Source organism: Noviherbaspirillum autotrophicum (genome assembly GCF_000818395.1).
Classification (GTDB): Bacteria; Pseudomonadota; Gammaproteobacteria; order Burkholderiales; family Burkholderiaceae_D; genus Noviherbaspirillum; species Noviherbaspirillum autotrophicum.
This window is the reverse complement of the sequence record NZ_JWJG01000028.1, coordinates 876,229-898,715: the sequence shown is the minus strand read 5'-3', so window position 1 is coordinate 898,715 and position 22,487 is coordinate 876,229. Positions and strand designations below refer to the sequence as shown.

Sequence of the window (22,487 nt, the reverse complement as noted above, 5' to 3'; positions counted from 1 at the left end):
GTCATCCCGCGGGTTGGCAGCGGCATGGCATTGTGGCGGGAAGCATTGTTTGCAACAATGTCACGCAATGCGCGCGATGCAGCGGATTTCGACGGATCCGTTACGCCCAGCGCACCTTTTTGTGCATGCCGCCGCGTAGGTTGCCTCAGATGTTGTAGTGTTCGAGCGCCAGACGCGCTGATTCGGTGACGTTCGCACCTGGCAACGACAAGACGGGAGCTTCCTCCGGTATGCGGGCCGCGCGCGCTTTCTTGGGCTCAGCCAATGCCGCGAGTTGCTTGCGGACGTACTGTGCAAGGGAAATGCGCTTATGCGGCTTGCCAAAATCGAAATGGCTCTCATACCGGCCGCCGTCTTCAAATTCGATCTGAAAGGCGCAACGGGCGCCATCGGCTGGTGCTGCCTCTGCCGCCCAGTGCTGCAGCACTGTATTGGCCGCCTCGATGGTGGTAACCCGGGCATTCGATGCGACACCATCGAGGCGGCGCATCAGGATACGTGAGATATCGACTTTTTCACTGGCACTGGGATTCACGACGTTTTGATTGAGTAGAATTGGATGGAGAGACTGGAGGTGGCGACGACATTGGGCATTTCAAGTGTGGCAAGGCAAAAATTGCACGATGTTATCTACTTCCACCAGTCCAAGGTACTCAAAGGTGATGGCGATCTACAAGTTGCGGCGCCAGGCGAATACCGCTTGGTCTGTCATCACTGGCCAGCCAGAAATCGGCCTCGGCGCTGGCCACAGATTGCCGCTCACGCTCCTTGTTGCCCCCGTTGCGATTTCGGGCGCTGTGTGCACTAATCCATGCTGCGCTTGTCGCCAATATTGAACCGCTAATGACCATCGATGTTCCTGTCGACAGGAGATCACAGGGTAAGCATCGATTGATGCTCAAGCATGCATGACTTGCCGTGGGAACTATTGAAGCCACTCCTGCTCCTAACGCTTCCTTTTTATCAATCACAGTCAATGGTGACTAATGGCAACTGTTCGTTTGAAAACCAAGGAAGTACAGGTAGATTCCGTAATTTATTGCTTTGATGCTGTATGGAAGGCCGATGCCTTTGAGGCTTATCTTGCCGTTGCCGACGTCGAGCATTGCGTTAAAGAACATCAGCCGGTCGAGATGCGTCGGATGGAACGGGACCCACCGCCAGTGACTGTCATCGACGGCGGGCATTCGGCACAAGAAGAGGCGTGAATATCGTCGTAATAGGTCCACTTATATAAAGAAAATACTCCGACAATGGCCTAATCCACGATGCCCCTTCCAGAGTCGCTAATGCCACTACTTCCCGCGCCTTTCCGGGGATACGATGAAGCAGTGCTGCCTTGTACAAGCCATTGGTGGTCTCTCGTCATGCCGCACCGATGGGGACGGAAACGGCGATTTACCTTGCACTCCCTGCCCCTCGCACCAAAGATTTTGGAACTGGCATTGCATCGTTCACGATGGCTGAAGGCGGCAAATTGTCATTCAAAAATACTATGACGAACCTGAATTCAAAGGGGCAATCACGGGCTTGAGGAGCGCTTGCAGCATTGATACTCGATGTTTTGATTTGTCAGCCGAAAGGGACGTATGCTTGCCCCGGCCGACGTATTACGCCTGGGATCACGTGCCGCGCGGCGGCGGCACTACCGGATCACACCAGGATCAAAACGCCGGGACAATCGCGCCCTTGTACTTTTCCTCGATGAACTTCTTCACCTCGGGGGAGGTTAGCGCCGCGGACAGCTTCTTGATGGCCGGGCTATCCTTGTTGTCTTCGCGCGCGACCAGCAGGTTCGCGTACGGGGAATGGCCGTCTTCGATGAAGAGCGAATCTTTCACCGGATTGAGTTTTGCTTCCAGCGCATAGTTGGTGTTGATGAGTGCCAGATCGACCTGGTTGAGCACGCGCGGCAGGGTCGCGGCTTCCAGTTCCCGGATTTTCAGCTCCTTCGGATTGGACACGATATCCTTCTTGGTCGCCGAGGTATTCCTGGAATCTTTCAGCTTGAGCAAGCCCTGGCGTTCCAGCAGCAGCAGCGCGCGTCCCGAGTTGGATGGATCGTTCGGAATCGCGACTGTCGCCCCAATCGGCAGGTCAGCGATCTTCTTGTATTTCGTCGAGTATGCGGCGAAAGGTTCCACGTGTACCTTGGCCACAGGCACTTCGATGTCATTCTTGTGTGCCTTCTTGAACTCATCGAGATAGGGTTGGTGCAGGAAGAAGTTTCCATCCAGGCGCTTTTCGTTTACCTGCGCGGCGGGCTGGACATAGTCGGTGAAGACCTTGACCTGGAGGTCTACGCCTTGCTTGGCGAGTTGCGGTTTGACGAATTCCAGGATTTCCGCGTGCGGAACCGGGGTGGCCGCAATAACGATCTTGTCGGCGGCGTGGGTAGCCAACGGCTGGACGAGACTCAGAGTCGAAGCAAGCAGCAGGGCAAATTTGAGGCGCATAAATACTCCTTTAGCAAATAATAGAATTACCGGCGGGTGAAATGACGCACCAGGCGATCACCGCTGTACTGCAGCAGCTGCACCAGCACGACAAGAATGGAAACGGTCACGATCATTACGTCCGTCTGGAAGCGCTGATAGCCGTAGCGCAGCGCCAGGTCGCCCAGCCCGCCGCCGCCGACGACGCCGGACATGGCGGCATAGGAAACGAGCGCGATAGTGGTGACGGTAGCGGCGGCCAACAGGCCGGATAGCGCTTCCGGCAGCAGCGCACTGAGCACGATCTGATGGGTCTTTGCACCCATCGCTTGGCAAGCCTCGATCACGCCGCGGTCGACCTCGCGCAGCACGTTTTCCACCAGGCGCGCGAAGAACGGCGTGGTGCCGACGACGAGTGGAGGAATCGTGCCCTCGACGCCGAGCGAGGTGCCAACCAGCGCAAGCGTCACGGGAATCATCACGATCAGCAGGATGATGAATGGCAGCGAGCGCAGTACGTTCACGACAAGCGACAGCACGGCATATACGCCGCGCCGCTCGAGCAGCTGGCCGCGCCCCGTCAGAAAAAGCAGCACGCCCAGCGGCAAGCCGAGCAAGACCGTGAAGATCAGCGATACCCCCGTCATCGTGAGCGTGTCGAGGGTGGCCTGGCCGATGTCGGCCCAATCGATATGCGAGAATTCCATCAGTTCAGTACCTCGCAGTGCACATCCAGTCGACGGAACAGGTCGATCACGGCAGCGACGTCCTCGTCATGGCCGCCGATGTCCACCAGCAGTTGCCCGTAAGGCTTGTCCTTGATCCGCGACACCGCGCCTTGCAGGATGGTCATCGTCGCGCGGGTCTGTTCGACCACGTGAGTCAGGATGGGCCGATAGGCCGTCTCGCCGACGTAAGTGAGGCGTACCCGGCGCCCGTTTCCTGCACGAACGCCCGCAAGGTTACCGTCGTCGTGCGTGTATTCCGCGACGAGGGCACGGGTGACGGGGTGCTGCGGATGCAGGAATACATCGCTGACCTCGCCCATCTCGACAATGCCGCCGGCCTCGATGACCGCAACCTGATCGCAGACGCTGCGGATGACCTGCATCTCGTGCGTGATCAGCACGATGGTCAGTCCAAGGCGCGCATTGATTTCGGCCAGCAGGGCCAGGATAGACTGCGTCGTTTCCGGATCGAGCGCGGAAGTCGCTTCGTCGCACAGCAGCAGCCGAGGGGCGTTCGCGATGGCGCGGGCGATGCCGACGCGCTGCTTCTGGCCGCCCGACAGCTGTGCCGGATACTTGTCCTTGTGGGCGCTCAGGCCGACCAGTGCCAGCAGTTCGTCCACCCGCCGCTGACGTTCTTCCCGAGTGAAGCCGCCAGCAAGCTTGAGTGGAAACTCGACATTGGCGCCGACGGTCTTCGCCGACAGGAGGCTGAAGTTCTGGAACACCATGCCGATGTGCTGCCGCGTGCGATCCAGGTCCGCCTTAGCTAACGTCGTCATGTCAACACCGTCGATGCAAACCGACCCGCGCGTGGGCCGCTCGAGGAGGTTGAAGGTGCGCAGCAGCGTGCTCTTGCCTGCGCCGGAGCGACCGATGATGCCGAAGATTTTCCCTTTGGGGATGTGCAAGGTGATGTCGTGCAGTGCGCTCACTTCGCGCTTGCCGACCCTGTAGCTCTTGTGGAGATTTTCAATGTATATCACGTGCTTGAATTGCCTGATTCCCTGCCGGCGGTAGCCGGCATCGTTATTCGTGGGCGACGGAGCGGGTCACGATTCCTGAGTCTCGCTAAAGTGCTGAAGATTAACGAAAGGGATGTTAATTAGGAACGAAGCATTTCTCATTTGCTTATGGGCGATAACGTTCCCAACCTCGTTCAAGTCAGAATTTTCGCTTCTTATCGAATAAAGATCGGTGAAGGCGGCCTCGAACCGAAGATCGTGAATATGACATGCGGGCAGGACGATCACCGTCCGGGAAATGGCTGCCGTCGCTTGTGGAGCACACTGGTCTGAATCGATACGAAACCAGCTTTTGCTCCATCTATATTGAAGCCAACCCTGGCGACACTCGCACTCTCGCCGAACTCGCGCGGGAGGCAAACACTACCGAACGCACGCTGATGCGGCGCTGTCAACGCGACTGGGGAATGTCCTTGGCAGAATGGAGGCAGCGCCTGCGGATCGTGAAGGCAATGGTTCGGCTCGAAGCGGGGCAGACGTTTGAGAACAGTGCACTGGATTGAGGATATTGCAGCGCTTCTGCATTCATCACCATGTTTCGTCGGATGGTTGGAACTCCACCGGACGAATTCCGCAGGGCGGGAGGCCGCGCGAAAAAAAACAGACCCGTGATCGCCAGTGAAATCGTAGGCAGTGCCGAGTTGTGTTGACTCTGTCGGCCGACGTCAGGCCACGGCTGCATTGATGCATTAAGCAGGCGGCGATGGTAAGCACCGGACTGAATGCGTATGACATTGCATGTGCTGGTGCGAACGCCCGGAATGCGTACCGGGCCCTTATTGCGACAAGCCTACTGCCATATCACTCGGCCCGCATTGGGAATACCTGCACGCCTGCTTCTGGCGCGTTCTGTGGGGCACTCGTAGGTCTGGGGTCCGCTTTCGCCGACGTGCCAACTTCTGACGTGGACTTTTCGACTATCGTGGGTGAGGTGCTGCTATTCGTTTCCCCACTTGCGTGCTTCCATTCGGGCATTGGTGCGGTCAACGAGCTGCGCACGTACTCGCCGGCCTTGGCGCCGGCTGCTTTAGCCGCGGCCACGTCGTCAGCTAATGCAGCTTTGAGGTCCCCGGAATACGTGGGGGTATGGTAGGTCGTCGCGCACCCCGCCAGGGCGGATACGGCTAAAGTGAAGAGAGTAGACGATAAACGATTAAGCACGCTGTTCCTTTTTTCAGATGAAGTCGGTATTGGCCCAATACATTCTGCTGCCCCGCTATCCCGCCATCCACTGATCATTTTCCCATTTAAAATCAAATCACCGCAATCTATCCGGAGCAAGCGGTCGGGTTAAATGATGCTGAAATCGATGCAGGATGTAAGACTACCAAGCGAGCGACAACAGACACTCGGCCATGGGGAAGGGGCAGAGCACTCGGATGTCGGTGCGCGAGGCCCAGCGGAATCCATCCATTTCAGGTGTCGAGATGCCGGTAGTCTGATGCGAGAAGTAACTGGTGCATCGAAGGTGGGAAAGGCTACTGAGCGTTTCGGGCGCGCGGAGTTTGTAAAGATGAAGCCGCTTGTTTCGCTGGTACTTAAATCCACCGAGTTCTTCAAAGAGAGCGTCGTTGAAAGCGAGGCCAGTCTCCTCGAACAACTCTCTCTTGGCCGCCTGGAATGGTAACTCGCCAGGATTCATCCTCCCTTTGGGGATATCCCAGAAATTCATTCCGGTGACGTGGCAAAGAAGAATTTGCCCTTCTTTGTTAAGGATGATGGTTCCACAAGAAGTTGCTAACTCGGATTGTAATGATGCTGTTTCGATGGAGCGCATAAGGCACTTTTTCACTGGAGGTCTACTGATTGAACGCATTTGCACAAACTGGTTCCGACAGAGCCCGGAACTCAGCGTGAAACGTAATCAATCGTCATCATCGTAATGATGGTGCTCATGCCAACGTCGATGCCTGTTCTCCACGTAGTAGCCAGACTGTTCCACAAAATAAGACCGTTGCTCAACGATGACTGCCGGCGGAGGCGGTGCCGGAATGACCTCAACCTGCTCATGCACGACAGGAACGCGAACGTGGTCGACGACGGTTCGACAGCGCTGTACCGTTTGCATCTGATAAGCAGGCCCCTCCGAGGACATGCGGTCCCCGACCACGGCGCCCGTCATGGCGCCAATCGCCGTGGCGACAGTTCTTCCATTGCCGCCACCGACCTGGTTGCCGATGATGCCGCCCGCGATACCGCCCAGAATGGCGCCGCCGTAATCCTGGCGCGCTGATTGCACCGGCAGCTGCTCATTCCAGCATTCCTGCCTCGGGCGCTCGACAATCTGGTATTCCGTTGACCAGGCGGCCAGCGGCAAGGAAAGGATGATGAAGACAGTAGCAATTTTCTTGAACATGGATTTCTTCCCGAATTCGCAACTTGGTGAACCTGCTTCTGTTAACGCTTCGGCATTTCAAAAAGACTTTATTGCTCTGTTTCAAATGCAACCGAATGTAACGGCGCCTGCGGAAGGCGTTTTTGCAAGCAAGGGCGTTTTTTCGTGCAACGGAGGAGCCAAGGGAAATGGGCGCGGCATGTCAAAAGCGTGCCTGTTGACACACGCGAAAAAATTGCCTATTCAGCAATTGAAGTTCATTATTTTCGCAAAGTTATCTGGGAAGCATGGGGAGTTCATGGGCTGGATCATCGCAGAATCTTTAATAACAGGCTCTCTCCTATCTATCGGCTCGGATTGAGCTCATCGACCGCCCCAAAGCTATCCACGGCGCCGCAACGGATCATTTTCTGACGAGGAGAATTCACTATGCTCGATTACCTCGTCAATCTGGTCAGCCGTCTCGGTCAATGGGGGTACCTAGTGATTTTTGCTGGCGCTGCCCTGGAATCGGCAGCGTTCATCGGGCTCTTTATTCCAGGAGAAAGCCTTGTTTTGGTCACGGGATTCCTGGCGGCGGAGGGATTCCTGGACCTCGACGAAGCCGTTTTGGCTGTGACACTGGGCGCTATTGTCGGCGACAGCATCGGCTATGAGATGGGGCGCCGGCTTGGGCGCCCGGCCTTGCTGCGGTATGGCCATCAGTTTGGACTCAACCAGGAGAACGTCGGCAGGGCCGATGCCTTTTTTCGGCGGCACGGTGGGAAGTCGGTTTTTCTGGGGCGCTTTGTCGGCTTTGCGCGAGCCATTGTTCCTTTCCTGGCTGGCTCTTCGCGGATGAAGTACCGGGTTTTTCTGCCCTATAACGCGTTGGGTGCGACGCTATGGTCAGCCATGGTCGTACTGCTCGGGTACTCCCTCGGCGCCGGCTGGCGAAGCGCCGAGCGCTGGATGGGGCAGGCGAGTGTCATTCTGGGCGGGATATGTCTATGCGCTTTACTGCTCTTCTGGCTCTATCGCATCGCTATACACCGCGAACAGGACATCAAGAGAGCATGGGAACGGTTTCTGCGACGACCACGGATGGTCAGATTCCGCCGGCGTTTTGCGCCCCAAATCGCATTTGTGAAAGCAAGGCTGTCCCCGCGTAGCCATCTCGGCTTGAATCTGACGCTGGGCGCCCTGGCACTGATTGGCGCCAGCTGGCTGTTCGGCGGGATTGCGGAAGACGTCCTGACCGCCGACCCGCTGACCATCGTCGATGTTGAGGTGGCGAACTGGTTCCATGCCCGCGCTACGCCAAGTGTCACCCGCATCATGCTGGCCATTACCCAGGCAAATGGACCAACTGCAATTACGCTATATGTAGTGTTTGCAGCTTTGTACCTGATCTGGAAGCGCGATTGGTACTGGCTCACGTGTTTACTCGTGGTTGTGCCGGCAGGGGCACTGTTAAACGTGCTGATGAAATATGCATTTCACCGTGCCCGTCCAAGTTTTGAGCATCCCCTACTGTCGCTGACGTCGTATAGCTTCCCTAGCGGCCATGCGGCAGGCAGTATGCTGTTTTATGGCGTGGTGGCGGCCTATCTGATATCCAAAGTCCGGCCATGGCGGTCGCGTGTGGCCATTGTTTTATGTGCATTCGCTTTTGTATTGTTGACCGCGTTGAGTCGCGTGTACTTGGGTGTGCACTACCTGAGCGACGTACTGGCCGGGATGGCTGAGGCAGTAGCGTGGTTGTCGCTCTGTCTGACTGGAATACACACGTACTGGATGCACCGGAACGGCAACTCATCCAGAACGTGAAAATGCAGGATGCCGGTTATATCGCTTGGCGTCCATATGGACGCGGAAAGGCGCATCGAAGCGATGCCTGAGGGCTGGCGTCGTTTCCGCCCCGTTTGTCAGAATTTGTCTACCGTACCGGGACTGCTCCGGGTGGCGTAGACACTTCTGAGCTATGTGCTTAACGATGTATCGGTAAATTCGGGAGAAGCCCATACCACTCGGCAAACTTGGATGCAGGAAGAGGGGGACTGAACCAATAGCCCTGCGCCTGGTCGCAGCCGCGTTCCTTCAGATAACGTAACGTGTCCTCGGACTCGATACCTTCGCCGATCACCTCCAGCTTTAAGCTGTGACCAAGGGCAATGATTGCTTCGGTCACTGCCTGGCTTGCCTGATCGCTCCCGATTCGCTTCACGAATGACTGATCAACTTTTAGCTTGTCGATGGGCAAACTAATCAGTTGACTGAGACTGGAGTATCCCGTTCCGAAGTCATCAAGCGCCACTTTTACCCCGAGTGCCTTGATTCTGTTCAGGATGGACACCGCTTCGTCGAGGTTCTCCATGATGGCGCTTTCAGTGATTTCGAGCTGAATGCAGTCAGGATCGCTCCCCGTATTTAAAATGATGCCATGGAGCGTTTCTGCGAACCCCCGCTGCCTAAATTGAAACGGCGAGACATTGATAGCGATGGTCACCCTTAATCCGTCACGCTTCCACGCCTCCTGCTGGCGACAAGCCTCCGTCGCCACCCACTCACCGAGTTGTCCGATCAGACCGGCCGACTCTGCGACAGGTATGAAGACCTGGGGCCCGACTACCCTCGGCTCGTTACCCGCCAACCGCACTAAAGCTTCTGCACCAAGCAACGTCCCGCTCTTGATGTCCATGACCGGCTGATAGTGAAGTTCCAGCCCGTCGTACCTGAGTGCATTCTTGAGTCTAGCCTCCAGCAAATAGATTTCATCCGCATGCTGATTGAGTTCAGGGGTGTAGATATGAAAGTTTCCACGTCCCGACTTCTTCGCCTGGTACATGGCCAAGTCTGCCGTATGGATGAGCGCGCCGATGTCGTTCGCATGCTCTGGGTAGTAACTGATGCCGACGGAGGGGGAAAGGGACAACTCGAGCGTATCGATCACAATGGTGCGGCTAATGCTGTCGATGATGTGCCTCGCAACGATTATTGCCTGGCGCCGATCTGATGCAAGGTGAGGAAGAATGATGACGAACTCATCGCCGCCCAAGCGGCCAACAAGATCCTCCTGGCGAGTGCAGGCGACGAGTCGCGCGCTCACTTCACGCAGCACGCGGTCACCTACCTCGTGCCCGTAAATATCGTTGATGGGCTTGAAGCGATCCAGATCGATGAACATGAGCGCGCCTTGGCCATGATTGCGCTGCGCGGCAGCGAGCAGGTGGCTGCCGTATTCATATACAAGCGCTCGATTGGGCAAACCAGTTAATGGATCATGCAGCGCGGCTTCACGCGCCCGTTGCTCCGCCAGCTTGCGGGCATGGATGTCGGTATGGGTGCCCACCAGGCGAGTCGCTCTTCCTCCTTCTGGTGCGCGCCCGGCCCCGGTTCCCTGACACAAAATCCAGTGCCAGTGGCCGTCCTTTGCACGGAAGCGCACCTCGGTAGAATAACTGTCTCTTCGGCCGTCAATGACCTCGTTGAGCATTTCAGATACGCTTTGCCGGTCCTCATCATGCATGTGCGCCAGCCACTGGGCAAGCGTCTGCAAATGATTTTGGTCATAGCCCAGCATTGTAAAGAGGCGGTCGTCCGCCGGAAGCAGAGCCTGGGTTGTGACATCCATTTCCCATACCGCGGTATTGGCGGCCTTTAATGCCAAGGCCAGCCGGGCCTCGCTCTCCCGTAACTGTCGTTCGGCGACCATGCGGTCCGTCACGTCTTCAGCGGCGATGATGATGCCGCCAACGGCACCATTATTGTCCTGCCAGGGCCATACTTCCCACCGTCTCCATCGCACCGATCCATCCGAATATTCAATTCGGTCCGCATCGGCACGCAGCGCTTCCCCCTCAAGGCCTCGGCGGTGCGCGTCATGCCACCGTTCCGGGAGATCCGGCACGACGTCGTAATGAGATGCGCCAATGATGTCTTTGCCTTCAAGCCGGTAGTCCTGGATCCAGCGCTGGCTGACAGCCAGGTAGCGCATATGCCGGTCGAATACGGCGATGGCTGCCGGCGCATGCTCGGTCAGTGTCCGAAGACGGTTTTCGCTTCGGCGTAATGCCCCGCTGCGTTCCACCAAGTCTTTCTCGCGCGCTTCGAGCGCCACGGTCCGCTCTTTCAGTAATTTGGCCGCAGCAGCCAAGGCATTTGTGACCTCCGCGGCTTCCATGACCTCCACCTGGGGCAACGACACCGTTTCTCCGGAACCGAGCGCAAATGCCGGGGTCACGAGTGCCTGGAATGCGCGGGCGATTCTTCTGCTTAAGACCCGAGCAAGCCAGATTCCCATAGCGAACAAGGCCGCAATTCCTAACATCAAGACCGATAGCCGCTGGAATAGGCCCGTTGTAATTGATGCCTTGGGAATGTTGACAGCAACCCGCCAGCCAGTCGTGGGCGATTGCGCATAGGCCACCGAAACTGGCGTCCCGTCTTCCATGGACGCCTCAAAATTGCCCGCGCTTGTTTTCATTAACTGTTGGAAGTAGCCTGCCCGTGGCTTTTTGCCATCGATTTTTCCCGTGGAATTACTGCGCGCCACAATGGCGCCATTCCCGTCGAATATGGTGGCGACCCAGCCGGCGGGTAAGTGTTGGGCGCTAAAGATACTGTCGAACTGTTCCGGTTCTATGCTGACAGTCAAGGCAAAGATCACTTTGCCATCAAGGAGTACGGGTAGCCCGACCGCCATGAGGGGATGATGGGTAATGGCGCTGGCGAAGAGCTGAGAAGCAACAGGCGTACGCATTTCAAACACGCGCCGGACCAGTTCAGGATTCCCATTCATCGGCAGCGGCTTACCGAATTCCACAGCGGTATTGAGTACAAGTTGTCCCGTTCGGTCTGTTAAGGCAACGGTTGACCCTAGCCTGGCCTCGGCAAGCGCCCGTCGTGCCTGCAGGTGAAAACGCGCCAGATTGCCACTGACAATAGAATCGGCAGTGGCAAGCCCTTGGCCTAGACGTTGCAGCCCCAGGATTTGAACATCCACGGCGTAGATCAGGGCGCGTGCAGTCTGCAGCGTATCCCTCTCGAGTTGGATTCGGCTCTGATGATATTCGTCGAATAGCAGCGCAATGGCCCCGATCACTCCGGGAAGCAGACAGCCCAGCACCAGCCAGAGCAGGAACATCCGGACCGGGCGCTGACGCGAAGCCGGCGGTGTCTGATTTAACTTGCTCCGCGAGATGACATCACTCAATGGATGTTCCGTATTGAATCGACATAGTTTCCCTTTGACTCAGTGATGCCGCTAAAAGATTCTGAATCGGTCTTTGTTGCAATTGGTGATGGCGGGAATGTGAGGCGGAGCCAAACTGAAACTGTACGCTCGATGCAAGGTTCATCCCTGACATGACTGTGCAAATTCATGCGCTGCCCTTGAAATAGGAAGCGGTGCATTGGTCTTACAGCTCGGGTGGACTGAGTTGAAGTCACCCGCTAGTGTCCGCTTGAGGGAACGCTGCGAGGCGCTTTGGGACATTCTTGCCAACATCTCCAATGCGAATGGCCAGCATTGCGCTATAGCGACCGGCTGTCGTTGCCGCAACTCAAGCCGAAACCGGGAATTAGCCGACGGTCGAGACGGACACTCAATACCAGAAAGGCGGACACCTGGCACGATGCGATTGCCCGGCAATCTTACGTTCGTTGACCAAGTGAGGCATAACGTCGCGGGTCTCAGGGCTATCCATATTCATGGGAACAGATGCTGTGAAACCGGATTTTTCCTCGTGCCCGGTAGACGTATGCCTGTTCAGTTCGTCCACGGGAATGGTTGTAAACATGCATCGCCTTGGCTAGTTGGGCCGTTTCGGCGGTGGTATCGGAAACAGGTTCGGAAGTAGCGTCTTTCACGATTGTTTATCAAGTAGAAGCATGCCGCAGCATGCCAAACGCGGAACTGGCTCGGTTTACGGAGGATCGAATTACTTTGCTTATCACTCAGCTACTCCGTTTCCTGGAGGGCCATGTCCCTCTATATGCCAGTCAGGCGCAAACAAAGGAGGCAAGCATGAAGCAACTACAAAAAGCACCTATCGACGAGTTCAAAACGCACTTCCGAGGGGAGGTGCTTCTTCCTGACAACGCGGTCTACGACGAGGTGCGTCATATCTGGAACGCCATGATCGACCGCAAGCCCGCGTTGGTTGCCCGCTGCACGTCGCCTGAAGATGTCGCCCACGCCGTCGAGTTCGCGCGCAAGCACAATCTCATCGTCTCGATCCGAGGGGGCGGACACAACATCGCGGGCAATGCCGTCTGCGACGGCGGTCTCATGATCGATCTCTCGTTGATGAAGAACGTCCAGGTGGCCCCGAACGTCCGCCAGGCGACCGTCGAGCCCGGTTGTACCCTGGCTGATTTCGATAAGGCCGCGCAGGTGCACGGCCTTGCCACGCCGTTGGGCATCAACTCGACCACGGGCGTGGCCGGCCTGACGCTGGGAGGCGGCTTCGGCTGGCTAAGCCGGAAGTACGGCATGACCGCTGACAACCTGCTATCCGCAGATGTCGTTACGGCGGATGGCCGTCAGGTGCGCGCCAGCGAATCGGAAAACGCCGACCTTTTCTGGGGGCTGCGTGGTGGCGGTGGAAACTTTGGCATTGTCACCAGTTTCCAGTTCCAGCTTCATCCCGTCGGGCCGGACGTGCTGAGCGGGCTCATCGTCTTTCCGTTCGATCAAGCGAAGTCGGTGCTCACGCAGTTTGCCCATTTCACCAAAACGATGCCGGACGAGCTCAACGTCTGGTCGGTCACTCGGAAGGCGCCTCCGCTACCTTTCCTGCCCGAAAACGTCCACGGCAAAGAAATCGTCGCACTCGCGCTGTGCTATGCGGGAGATCCTGCTGAGGGCAAGAAGCTGCTTGAGCCGCTGCGCGGGTTCGGCACGGCGCACGGCGAGCACATCGGCGTGCAACCGTACTGCGCCTGGCAGCAGGCCTTCGACCCACTCTTGACGCCTGGTGCGCGAAACTACTGGAAGTCGCATAATTTCTCGCAGCTCAACGATGACACAATCGCCGTCATCCTCGAATACGCCGCCAAGCTGCCGTCGCCGCAGTGTGAGATCTTCATCGGCACAATCGGAGGGCAGACGGCACGTGTAGCGCCCGGGGCGATGGCTTATTCGAGCCGAGACGCCAATTACGTGATGAACGTGCACGGACGCTGGGACTCACCCGCTGAGGATGAGCGCTGCATCGCCTGGGCGCGCGAGTTCTTCACCAAGTCACAGCCGTTCGCCAGCGGCGGCGCGTACATCAACTTCCTCACCCAAGAGGAGACCGACCGCATCGCGTTCGCCTACGGTGCGACGTACAACCGACTCGTGGAGCTCAAGAAAAAGTACGACCCGACCAACTTCTTCCGGATGAATCAGAACATCAAGCCGATCTGAAAGGACGCCATGCGCCTAACGAAGATCGGCTCAAAAGACGCTTTCTACAGCCTCGTTGGTGCTCATGGCACGAACACCCTGATGGACGCATCGACTGCGATTGATATGATTCAGACGCAGACAACGATGGTGGTGCGTCGGCCCAAGCATGTTTGGTCCGGGCTGCGATCGTTTGGTTGCCGATGGTGAGTTGCTTGGCGGTTACGACCCGGATCTTCCTGGGTTTTTCTGAGCAGCTGGACAGGGCGGATATGGAATTCAGACAGCCCCAGCTGCCGGGATGCTTACGCATCACTCCTTCGACATGAACCTATTCCCGAAGCTATGGCTGCTTTCCATGTCGTCCTGGATGCTCTCGGTCCAACGCGCCTTCGATAGATGACCTGTACTGGCTGCGTCATCCCAGCATTACCCGTCAGTTGGATGTAAGCGATCCATGACGGACGTCCCTTGTCGGATAGTCTCGCGTGTTGTTAGCGCGATTACAACCGAGTCGTCGGGAGGGAGATTTTCCAGGGCAGCAGCGCCTCGTAATCATCGGCCGTAGTTGCCAGAGGCAGCGCGCGGAGCAGTTTGATCAGGTAGGCGTACGGATTGACGTTATTGGCCTTGCAGGTCTCGATGATGGAATACAGATTGGCGCTGGCAGTAGCGCCGCCGACGGTGTCCGCAAACAGCCAGCCCTTTCGCCCGATCACGAAGGGACGGATCGCGTTTTCGCACTGGTTGTTGTCAATCGGCCAGAGGCCGTTCTCGATGTAGCGCGTCAGTTTGGACCACTGCCCACTCAGATAGGCAAGAGCACGGCCGAGCTTGCTGTTGGGCGTGACGATCGGCTGATACGTCAGCAGCAGGCGCTCGATGTGCTTGAGCACATGGGCGCTGTAGCGGGCGCGCAGCCGTTGTCGGTGGGCCGCGTCGGCGTGCCTGGCTCGGGCCTCGGCGGCATAGAGCTTGCCGATGGCTGCAATGAATTGCGTGGCAGGCTGCTGCGGTGTGCGCGACTCTTTCGGCAGCACGTCCTCGGCCTCGATGAAGTAGCGTCGACAATGGACCCAGCATCCGAGGTGCACCAGACCATGGGTCGCCGCGATGGCGTTGTAGACCTCATAGCCATCCGTCATCAGCACTGCGCCTTTGGCCATGCCGGCATAGAGTTTGAGCGCATGGCTGGTTCCCCGACCGGGAGAGTAGCCGAACAAGCGCACCGGCGGTCCCGTGCCATTCATCTGCGCCCACAGATAGCTTTGGGTCTGCGGCGAGCGGCCCGGTTCCTTGAGCACCTGCAGTTCCGTCTCGTCGCCGTACACCAGCTCGGATTCCAGCAGCACGTCGCGCAGCAGGTTGATGATCGGCTGCACTGCCTGACCAACGCGCACCACGCTGGCGGCCAGCGTGGTGCGCGACAGGTCGCCGCCAAAGCGGCGCAGCAAGGCCGCTTGCCGATACAGCGGCAAGCCATCCTGATACTTCGCCGTCACGATCCACGCCAGCGCCGCTTCGGTCAGCAGGCCCTTGGGGATGACGCGCGCTGCGGCAGGCGTGACCTTGATGCCGCCATCGCAGCACGGGCAGGCGTACTTGATGCGCTGATGCTGGATCACGCGTACCTGCTGGGGAATGATGTCGAGCTGTTCGCTGATCTCGGCACCGATTTCGATCAGGACGCTGCCGTCATGCGGGCAAATACGCTCGGATTCGGGCAGCTCGTGACGCACGACGTCGCGCGGTAGCGCGGGATCGAGCGGCTTGCGGCCACCACGCTTTTTGCGCAGATGGCTCGCCACTTCAACGCCTGGCTCGTCCTCTTTGGCAGGCTCAGCGGAGGCAGTCGGCGCCAGGGTCTCGGCCTCGTTAAAGAACAGATCCTTTTGCCCGGCACTGCGTGCTTCGCTGCGTGCCGCATACAGCTTGTGCAGATACGCCTGCACGCGTTCCTTGAGCAGGCCCCGCTCGAGCGTCACGACCCGCAGCTCACCGCGCAACGCGTCACGCTCCTGCGCTGCCTGGCGCAACGCTTCCAGTTCCTCGGCCGTGATCATGACGTTTTGCATGGACTTTTTGACAACGCTCTGCCGCCCCGGTTCACGCCGTGCGACGGTAATGGCGCACAGGATGGCCGCGCATGGCTTCCAGGTCGATCCCATCGAGCAGCCATTGCAGCTGCTCGACGCTGAGCTCGACCACCGCTGACGCTTTCGGCCAGACGAAGCGGTCCGCTTCCAGCCGCTTGAACAGAAGCCAGAATCCGGTGCGATCCCACAGCAGCAGTTTGATGCGGTCGCGCCGCTTATTGCTGAAGACGTAGACCGCCCGAGCAAAGGGATCGAGCCCGAGGCCTTGTTCGACCAGCGCAGCCAGGCCATTGATGTTCTTGCGGCCGTCCACCGGCTCGCGGTGCAGGAATACCTTCAGAGCCGGGTCGAGACGGAACATGGCAGTGTGCACAGCAGGCGCAACAAGCACGACAGCTCATCTTCGCCATGCCCACTCAGACAAATCTCGATGCCGTTGGGCAGCCGCACTCGTAACCCGGACTCTGTGGGCTTGCTGCAGGAGCCCGCCGGCACGACCGGTATGAATGGAGGCGGTGAAGGCGCGACAGACTGTGATGTCGCAACAGGAGATTGCTCCTGTTTCTGCAGGTGCAGGCTGATCCACTTGCGCAGCAGGTTCGCGTTGATGCCATGCTTGAGCGCCACGCGCGCCACTGACACGCCTGGCTTGAGGCATGTCTGGACCAGCTCGGCCTTCGCCTGTTTGTCATATCGCCGGCGTCCATCCCGCTTGCTGCCGACAACCAGCCGCTGCAACAGCTCTGAGTCATGCTCTGCCATAGGTGTCCACCTCCATGTAGGTGGACATATCCTGACTGCTCAAACTCCGCGATTCAAGACGCCGATGATGGATCGCTTACCTCGATTTGAGTGCCCCGTGTTGCTGCAGATGCGTTTTTGATCGGGGCAGGCAAAAGGCGGGGTGCAAAGCAAAACGCCCCCAGCAAGGGGATGCTGGGGGCGTTTTAGGAGTAACTAGCCTGACGATAACCTACTTTCACACTGGTTGCAGCACTATCATCGGCGCGAAGTCGTTTCACGGTCCTGTTCGGGATGGGAAGGGGTGGTACCAACTCGCTATGGTCATCAGGCATAACTTGTAGTGTTGCTTGAGGCCGGTGCACTGGCGCATCAAACAACGCAATCTGGGAAGAAGCAGTAGGGGTACTACATATATTGGCGGGTGTGATGCTCAATCGAGTCACACGCTACTCTTGCCTATACCTGCTAAGGTTATAGGGACAAGCCGCACGGGCAATTAGTATCAGTTAGCTTAACGCATTACTGCGCTTCCACACCTGACCTATCAACGTCCTGGTCTCGAACGACCCTTTAGGGGAATCAAGTTCCCGGGAAGTCTCATCTTGAGGCAAGTTTCCCGCTTAGATGCTTTCAGCGGTTATCTCTTCCGAACTTAGCTACCCGGCAATGCCACTGGCGTGACAACCGGTACACCAGAGGTTCGTCCACTCCGGTCCTCTCGTACTAGGAGCAGCCCCCCTCAAACTTCCAACGCCCACGGCAGATAGGGACCAAACTGTCTCACGACGTTTTAAACCCAGCTCACGTACCACTTTAAATGGCGAACAGCCATACCCTTGGGACCGGCTACAGCCCCAGGATGTGATGAGCCGACATCGAGGTGCCAAACTCCCCCGTCGATATGAACTCTTGGGAGGAATCAGCCTGTTATCCCCAGAGTACCTTTTATCCGTTGAGCGATGGCCCTTCCATACAGAACCACCGGATCACTATGTCCTACTTTCGTACCTGCTCGACTTGTCAGTCTCGCAGTTAAGCACGCTTATGCCATTGCACTATTAGCACGATGTCCGACCGTACCTAGCGTACCTTCGAACTCCTCCGTTACACTTTGGGAGGAGACCGCCCCAGTCAAACTGCCTACCATGCACTGTCCCCGACCCGGATAACGGGCCAAGGTTAGAACCTCAAACAAACCAGGGTGGTATTTCAAGGTTGGCTCCACGGCAACTGGCGTCACCGCTTCAAAGCCTCCCACCTATCCTACACAGATTGGTTCAAAGTCCAATGCAAAGCTACAGTAAAGGTTCATGGGGTCTTTCCGTCTAGCCGCGGGTAGATTGCATCATCACAAACACTTCAACTTCGCTGAGTCTCGGGAGGAGACAGTGTGGCCATCGTTACGCCATTCGTGCAGGTCGGAACTTACCCGACAAGGAATTTCGCTACCTTAGGACCGTTATAGTTACGGCCGCCGTTTACTGGGACTTCAATCAAGAGCTTGCACCCCATCATTTAATCTTCCAGCACCGGGCAGGCGTCACACCCTATACGTCCACTTTCGTGTTTGCAGAGTGCTGTGTTTTTATTAAACAGTCGCAGCCACCAGTTTATTGCAACCCCTTCACCCTCCTGGCGCAGGCCAGTCAAGCTACAAGGGCGTACCTTATCCCGAAGTTACGGTACCAATTTGCCGAGTTCCTTCTCCCGAGTTCTCTCAAGCGCCTTAGAATACTCATCTCGCCCACCTGTGTCGGTTTGCGGTACGGTCTCGTATGACTGAAGCTTAGAGGCTTTTCTTGGAACCACTTCCGATTGCTTCGCGGCATAAAGCCGCTCGTCCCAACCCCTTGAATTACGCCAGCGGATTTGCCTACTGGCCTTCTTTGAGTTAGGAACCGGGACATCCAACACCCGGACAACCTTCCGCGATCCGTCCCCCCATCGCATCACACGACGGTGCAGGAATATTAACCTGCTTCCCATCAGCTACGCATCTCTGCCTCGCCTTAGGGGCCGACTCACCCTGCTCCGATGAACGTTGAACAGGAAACCTTGGGCTTACGGCGTGCGGGCTTTTCACCCGCATTATCGCTACTCATGTCAGCATTCGCACTTCTGATACCTCCAGCATCCTTTACAAGACACCTTCGCAGGCTTACAGAACGCTCTCCTACCATCTGCATTACTGCAGATCCGCAGCTTCGGTGACTGGCTTAGCCCCGTTACATCTTCCGCGCAGGACGACTCGATCAGTGAGCTATTACGCTTTCTTTAAAGGATGGCTGCTTCTAAGCCAACCTCCTGACTGTTTTAGCCTTCCCACTTCGTTTTCCACTTAGCCAATCTTGGGGACCTTAGCTGGCGGTCTGGGTTGTTTCCCTCTTGACGTCGGACGTTAGCACCCGGCGTCTGTCTCCCAAGCTCGCACTCATCGGTATTCGGAGTTTGCAATGGTTTGGTAAGTCGCGATGACCCCCTAGCCATAACAGTGCTCTACCCCCGATGGTGATACTTGAGGCACTACCTAAATAGTTTTCGGAGAGAACCAGCTATTTCCAGATTTGTTTAGCCTTTCACCCCTATCCACAGCTCATCCCCTAGTTTTTCAACACTAGTGGGTTCGGACCTCCAGTGCGTGTTACCGCACCTTCATCCTGGCCATGGATAGATCATCTGGTTTCGGGTCTACACCCAGCGACTGAACGCCCTATTCGGACTCGCTTTCGCTACGCCTTCCCTACACGGTTAAGCTTGCCACTGAATGTAAGTCGCTGACCCATTATACAAAAGGTACGCAGTCACCCCTTGCGAGGCTCCTACTGTTTGTATGCACACGGTTTCAGGATCTATTTCACTCCCCTTCCGGGGTTCTTTTCGCCTTTCCCTCACGGTACTGGTTCACTATCGGTCGATATCGAGTATTTAGCCTTGGAGGATGGTCCCCCCATGTTCAGACAGGGTTTCACGTGCCCCGCCCTACTTGTCGCAAGCTTAGTTCCACAATCCAGATTTCGCATACGGGGCTATCACCCGCTATGGCTGCACTTTCCAGAGCATTTTGCTATCTCGACTGCTAAATCTTGCAGGCTGTTCCCATTTCGCTCGCCACTACTTTGGGAATCTCGGTTGATTTCTTTTCCTGTAGCTACTTAGATGTTTCAGTTCGCCACGTTCGCTTCACACACCTATGTATTCAGTGTGAGATGACCCAAAGGGCCGGGTTTCCCCATTCGGAAATCTGCGGATCAAAGCTTGTTTGCCAGCTCCCCGCAGCTTATCGCAGGCTACAACGTCCTTCATCGCCTGATATCGCCAAGGCATCCACCATGTGCACTTATTCGCTTGTCCCTATAACGTTAGCTTCTCTTGCGAGAAACGCTATAGAGCTTGAGTTTGCGTGCCGTATTCCAGACTCTCGTTGTTACGAGAACTCTTTCATACTATTGATTGATACAATCACAACCCACCAGTCTTCACCAACACGTCATCACAACGCATCAGCTCCAACTGATAAATCTTTACTACTTCTTCCAGATTGTTAAAGAACAAAAACAGCCAATGATCTAAAAGATCAAACCTAAATCACGTCGCCATCGAAGCGATGACTTAGGTTTGATGTCTTGGTGGAGGTTGACGGGATCGAACCGACGACCCCCTGCTTGCAAAGCAGGTGCTCTCCCAGCTGAGCTAAACCCCCGAAACCTTGATGGTGGGTCTAGTTGGGCTCGAACCAACGACCCCCGCGTTATCAACACGGTGCTCTAACCAGCTGAGCTACAGACCCATTGCTGTTCTCGAATAACACACCGATAAGTGTGAACGCTTGATTTTCGTGCGAATACTCTAGAAAGGAGGTGATCCAGCCGCACCTTCCGATACGGCTACCTTGTTACGACTTCACCCCAGTCACGAATCCTACCGTGGTAAGCGCCCTCCTTGCGGTTAGGCTACCTACTTCTGGTAAAACCCGCTCCCATGGTGTGACGGGCGGTGTGTACAAGACCCGGGAACGTATTCACCGCGACATGCTGATCCGCGATTACTAGCGATTCCAACTTCATGTAGTCGAGTTGCAGACTACAATCCGGACTACGATACACTTTCTGGGATTAGCTCCCCCTCGCGGGTTGGCAGCCCTCTGTATGTACCATTGTATGACGTGTGAAGCCCTACCCATAAGGGCCATGAGGACTTGACGTCATCCCCACCTTCCTCCGGTTTGTCACCGGCAGTCTCATTAGAGTGCCCTTTCGTAGCAACTAATGACAAGGGTTGCGCTCGTTGCGGGACTTAACCCAACATCTCACGACACGAGCTGACGACAGCCATGCAGCACCTGTGTGAAGGCTCCCTTTCGGGCACTCCCCGATCTCTCGAGGATTCCTTCCATGTCAAGGGTAGGTAAGGTTTTTCGCGTTGCATCGAATTAATCCACATCATCCACCGCTTGTGCGGGTCCCCGTCAATTCCTTTGAGTTTTAATCTTGCGACCGTACTCCCCAGGCGGTCAACTTCACGCGTTAGCTGCGTTACCAAGTCAATTAAGACCCGACAACTAGTTGACATCGTTTAGGGCGTGGACTACCAGGGTATCTAATCCTGTTTGCTCCCCACGCTTTCGTGCATGAGCGTCAGTGTTATCCCAGGGGGCTGCCTTCGCCATCGGTATTCCTCCACATATCTACGCATTTCACTGCTACACGTGGAATTCTACCCCCCTCTGACACACTCTAGCCGTGCAGTCACAAATGCAGTTCCCAGGTTAAGCCCGGGGATTTCACATCTGTCTTGCACAACCGCCTGCGCACGCTTTACGCCCAGTAATTCCGATTAACGCTTGCACCCTACGTATTACCGCGGCTGCTGGCACGTAGTTAGCCGGTGCTTATTCTTCCGGTACCGTCATCCCCCCGGGGTATTAGCCCAAGGGATTTCTTCCCGAACAAAAGTGCTTTACAACCCGAAGGCCTTCTTCACACACGCGGCATTGCTGGATCAGGGTTGCCCCCATTGTCCAAAATTCCCCACTGCTGCCTCCCGTAGGAGTCTGGGCCGTGTCTCAGTCCCAGTGTGGCTGGTCGTCCTCTCAGACCAGCTACTGATCGTCGCCTTGGTAGGCTTTTACCCCACCAACTAGCTAATCAGATATCGGCCGCTCTAAGAGCATGAGGTCTTGCGATCCCCCACTTTCACCCGTAGGTCGTATGCGGTATTAGCTAGTCTTTCGACTAGTTATCCCCCACTCTAAGGCACGTTCCGATATATTACTCACCCGTTCGCCACTCGCCGCCAGGATTGCTCCCGCGCTGCCGTTCGACTTGCATGTGTAAGGCATGCCGCCAGCGTTCAATCTGAGCCAGGATCAAACTCTTCAGTTTAATTCCTGTTTTGTGCCATCTCTGGCAGGTTCCGTAGAACCGTCGCTCACTCAAAATACTGACTAGGTCCGTTCTTGCGAACTTACCTGTATTTCTTTGTGAGCACTTGATATGCTTTGAGCTTCGGCAACTTCCGTCGCCGCCGCACTGCCACCAAGCGCCCACACTTATCGGCTGTTATTTGTTAAAGAACTTATATTGCCGTCGCTTTTGCGACTCGCTGACATAGCGTTTTGTTTGTCAGCAGCAGAGAAACGAGATTATGAAGCGTTTTATCGTTTGCGTCAAGCGCTTTTTCTTTGCCTTGTTTGCGAGCAGTTATTGCTAACCGCTTCTTTTTGCAAGACTTTTCAGTTTCGCAATTTGCTAAC

At 56.4% G+C, this 22,487-nt stretch carries 15 protein-coding genes, 2 tRNA genes and 3 rRNA genes; 5 read left to right on the top strand and 15 right to left on the bottom strand.

Translation table 11 applies throughout. The features are described from left to right. On the top strand, positions 1 to 189 hold a 189-nt coding region (locus TSA66_RS28185; RefSeq protein ID WP_408639472.1), incomplete at its 5' end, for a hypothetical protein. On the opposite strand, the gene TSA66_RS05485 is transcribed toward TSA66_RS28185, so the two are convergent. Next, positions 146 to 535 carry a hypothetical protein gene (locus TSA66_RS05485; protein WP_157691611.1) on the bottom strand — a complete coding sequence of 130 codons (390 nt, stop codon included), beginning with the start codon at positions 533 to 535 and terminating at the stop codon, positions 146 to 148. The genes TSA66_RS28185 and TSA66_RS05485 overlap by 44 nt on opposite strands. Before the next feature lie 451 nt (positions 536 to 986). Here TSA66_RS05485 and TSA66_RS26765 point away from each other — a divergent pair, with 451 nt between their 5' ends. Beyond that, positions 987 to 1,208, top strand: a complete 222-nt coding sequence (locus TSA66_RS26765) for a hypothetical protein (RefSeq protein ID WP_157691610.1) — start codon at positions 987 to 989, stop codon at positions 1,206 to 1,208. Between the two features lie 456 nt (positions 1,209 to 1,664). Here TSA66_RS26765 and TSA66_RS05475 read toward each other — a convergent pair whose 3' ends face one another. From TSA66_RS05475 to TSA66_RS05450, 5 genes are all read right to left on the bottom strand, one after another. Next, entirely contained in the window at positions 1,665 to 2,456 is a 792-nt protein-coding gene (locus tag TSA66_RS05475; RefSeq protein WP_040039302.1) for a MetQ/NlpA family ABC transporter substrate-binding protein, read from the bottom strand. 26 nt (positions 2,457 to 2,482) lie between these two features. Further along, positions 2,483 to 3,142 (bottom strand): methionine ABC transporter permease, encoded by a 660-nt coding sequence (locus tag TSA66_RS05470; protein WP_040039301.1) that lies wholly within the window; start codon positions 3,140 to 3,142, stop codon positions 2,483 to 2,485. Next, the gene (locus TSA66_RS05465) at positions 3,142 to 4,149 is read right to left on the bottom strand and encodes a methionine ABC transporter ATP-binding protein (protein WP_040039300.1); all 1,008 of its coding nucleotides are present in this window, start codon (positions 4,147 to 4,149) and stop codon (positions 3,142 to 3,144) included. The genes TSA66_RS05470 and TSA66_RS05465 overlap by 1 nt, the downstream gene beginning before the upstream one ends. Positions 4,150 to 5,512: 1,363 nt before the next feature. Next, on the bottom strand, positions 5,513 to 5,965 hold the full coding sequence (locus tag TSA66_RS05455) for an NUDIX hydrolase (protein WP_157691609.1): 453 nt from the start codon (positions 5,963 to 5,965) through the stop codon (positions 5,513 to 5,515). Between the two features lie 87 nt (positions 5,966 to 6,052). After that, the gene (locus tag TSA66_RS05450) at positions 6,053 to 6,544 is read right to left on the bottom strand and encodes a glycine zipper 2TM domain-containing protein (protein WP_052452118.1); all 492 of its coding nucleotides are present in this window, start codon (positions 6,542 to 6,544) and stop codon (positions 6,053 to 6,055) included. Here TSA66_RS05450 and TSA66_RS05445 point away from each other — a divergent pair. Next, a complete protein-coding gene (locus TSA66_RS05445; RefSeq protein WP_040039299.1) occupies positions 6,543 to 6,884 on the top strand; it encodes a hypothetical protein in 342 nt (113 codons plus the stop codon). The two genes, TSA66_RS05450 and TSA66_RS05445, sit on opposite strands and share 2 nt — an antisense overlap. 68 nt (positions 6,885 to 6,952) lie before the next feature. Further along, positions 6,953 to 8,332 carry a bifunctional DedA family/phosphatase PAP2 family protein gene (locus tag TSA66_RS25385; protein ID WP_052452117.1) on the top strand — a complete coding sequence of 460 codons (1,380 nt, stop codon included), beginning with the start codon at positions 6,953 to 6,955 and terminating at the stop codon, positions 8,330 to 8,332. Between the two features lie 160 nt (positions 8,333 to 8,492). On the opposite strand, the gene TSA66_RS25380 is transcribed toward TSA66_RS25385, so the two are convergent. Beyond that, positions 8,493 to 11,717: a bifunctional diguanylate cyclase/phosphodiesterase gene (locus tag TSA66_RS25380; RefSeq protein WP_157691608.1), complete on the bottom strand. Its 3,225-nt coding sequence runs from the start codon at positions 11,715 to 11,717 to the stop codon at positions 8,493 to 8,495. An 813-nt stretch (positions 11,718 to 12,530) separates the two neighbouring features. Between TSA66_RS25380 and TSA66_RS05430 the strand changes: the two genes are divergently transcribed. Then, the gene (locus TSA66_RS05430; RefSeq protein ID WP_040039298.1) at positions 12,531 to 13,916 is read left to right on the top strand and encodes an FAD-binding oxidoreductase; all 1,386 of its coding nucleotides are present in this window, start codon (positions 12,531 to 12,533) and stop codon (positions 13,914 to 13,916) included. 482 nt (positions 13,917 to 14,398) lie between these two features. On the opposite strand, the gene tnpC is transcribed toward TSA66_RS05430, so the two are convergent. From tnpC to TSA66_RS05390, 8 genes are all read right to left on the bottom strand, one after another. Next, positions 14,399 to 15,970: an IS66 family transposase gene (gene tnpC, locus TSA66_RS05425; RefSeq protein ID WP_040039297.1), complete on the bottom strand. Its 1,572-nt coding sequence runs from the start codon at positions 15,968 to 15,970 to the stop codon at positions 14,399 to 14,401. 31 nt (positions 15,971 to 16,001) lie between these two features. Next, entirely contained in the window at positions 16,002 to 16,352 is a 351-nt protein-coding gene (tnpB, locus tag TSA66_RS05420; RefSeq protein WP_040038456.1) for an IS66 family insertion sequence element accessory protein TnpB, read from the bottom strand. Further along, positions 16,328 to 16,753, bottom strand: coding sequence for an IS66-like element accessory protein TnpA (tnpA, locus tag TSA66_RS05415; RefSeq protein ID WP_040038455.1), 426 nt, complete (start codon positions 16,751 to 16,753; stop codon positions 16,328 to 16,330). Before tnpA ends, tnpB begins: the two co-directional genes overlap by 25 nt. 198 nt (positions 16,754 to 16,951) lie before the next feature. Then, a 5S ribosomal RNA gene (gene rrf / locus TSA66_RS05410) occupies positions 16,952 to 17,064 on the bottom strand. 146 nt (positions 17,065 to 17,210) lie between these two features. Continuing rightward, a 23S ribosomal RNA gene (locus TSA66_RS05405) occupies positions 17,211 to 20,086 on the bottom strand. A gap of 273 nt (positions 20,087 to 20,359) precedes the next feature. After that, positions 20,360 to 20,435 (bottom strand) — tRNA-Ala (locus tag TSA66_RS05400). 10 nt (positions 20,436 to 20,445) lie between these two features. Next, positions 20,446 to 20,522: transfer RNA gene (locus tag TSA66_RS05395), tRNA-Ile, on the bottom strand. A 63-nt stretch (positions 20,523 to 20,585) separates the two neighbouring features. Next, positions 20,586 to 22,116: ribosomal RNA gene (locus tag TSA66_RS05390) — 16S ribosomal RNA — on the bottom strand. Together the 16S, 23S and 5S rRNA genes with 2 tRNA genes alongside form the textbook arrangement of a ribosomal RNA operon. Positions 22,117 to 22,487: the final 371 nt, after the last annotated feature.